Source organism: Paracoccus sp. NIOT.M2S5SZ12 (assembly GCF_057748165.1).
The window spans coordinates 1-1,456 of record NZ_JBYLFR010000054.1; the positions used below are offsets into that span (position 1 = coordinate 1).

Genomic DNA, 1,456 nt, shown 5'->3' on the forward strand with positions numbered 1-1,456 from the left:
GAGATGCCGTAACGGGGCCTGCGCTGCGACCTGCCCGTTACCGTTGTCAAACCGAGGGCAATCTGGCGCCATTCCCGTATTGGATCCATCTGGAGGACTGCGGAATGAAGCTGTTTGTCGGACTGGACGTGTCGCTGGAGAAGACCGCGATCTGCGTCATCAGCGAGCATGGGAAGATCGTGAGGGAGGCGCAGGCGGCCAGCGAGCCGGAGTCGCTGGCGCGCTGGATTGGGGACTTGGAGGGCACCATCGCGGTCGTCGGTCTCGAAGCCGGCCCCCTGTCGCAATGGCTGCATCGTGGCATGACCGAGGCGGGCCTGAGTGTGGTGCTGATGGAGACCCGGCAGGTGAAGGGTGCCCTGAAGGCGATGCCAATCAAGACGGACCGACGGGATGCCGAGGGCATTGCGCGCCTGCTTCATCTCGGCTGGTTCCGGCCCGTCCATTGCAAATCCGTCTCGGCGCAGGAAGTGCGGGCTCTGCTCAGTGCCCGCAAAGCCGTGCAGCAGGGCTTTATCACTCTGGAGCTGTCATTGCGTGGACTGCTGCGGAACTTCGGGCTGAAGGTCGGCGCGATCTCCCGCGGCAGGTTCGAGCACCGCATCCGAGAGCTGACGGTAGACAACCCGATGCTGTTCGCCGCGACCGAGCCGATGCTGCGAGCGCGGGCATCCCTTCGACAGGAGCTTGCAGGATTGGAACGCCGGGTCCGTCAGTTGGCGCAAGACGACCCTGTCTGTCGCCGTCTGATGTCGATGCCGGGCGTGGGCGCGGTCGTGGCGCTGACCTACCGTTCCGCAGTTGATGACCCCTCGCGGTTCACGTCGTCGAAGAAGGTCGGGCCATGGGTCGGCCTCACGCCTTCACGCAACCAGTCAGGCGAACGCGACATCTCCGGCGGGATCACCAAAGCAGGGGACGTCAACCTGCGGCGTGCGCTTTGCCAGGCGGCGACGGTCATGATGCATCGTGGTCGCTCGACGTGGCTGAGAACATGGGCAGTGCAGGTCGCGCGCCGTCGTGGCGCAAAACGGGCCATGGTCGCCCTTGCCCGGCGCATCAGCGTGATCCTGCACCGGATATGGACTGACGGCACAACCTTCCGATCCGAGATTGAGGTTCCGCAAGCAGCCTGATCGGCCAAGCGCTTCACCGTCGCCTGCCTGACCGCAGGCCTTCCAGGTCCCCATGGGACGCGGTTCCGATGATGTCGTGGTCAGGACTGTTGCCGAACCACATCGAGCACGCCAATGAGATGGGCACATCGGACCTGCATTGAACCAGCATCATGTTGGCGGCCTGCGCGCCGACCACGGACCGAAGCATGCACCCAGGTGACCTCAGACGAAGTTGGCTGTGCCAGACGTGCGACGATCATAACAAACCTGAAACCGCCAATTCGCGGACGACGGCGCATGCGTGAAATGGCTTGACTGAGACGACCCCGTTACCGAAG

At 63.9% G+C, this 1,456-nt stretch carries 1 protein-coding gene; it reads left to right on the forward strand.

Features of this window, described 5'->3' with window-relative positions:
- The first annotated feature begins 104 nt into the window (after nt 1–104).
- On the forward strand, nt 105–1,136 hold the full coding sequence (locus tag AC2SGK_RS18220) for an IS110 family RNA-guided transposase (protein ID WP_488324791.1): 1,032 nt from the start codon (nt 105–107) through the stop codon (nt 1,134–1,136).
- Nucleotides 1,137–1,456: the final 320 nt, after the last annotated feature.

Coding starts and splice junctions, on each gene's coding strand:
- AC2SGK_RS18220 (WP_488324791.1), top strand. CDS start 105: ATGAAGCTGTTTGTCGGACTGGACGTGTCGCTGGAGAAGACCGCGATC.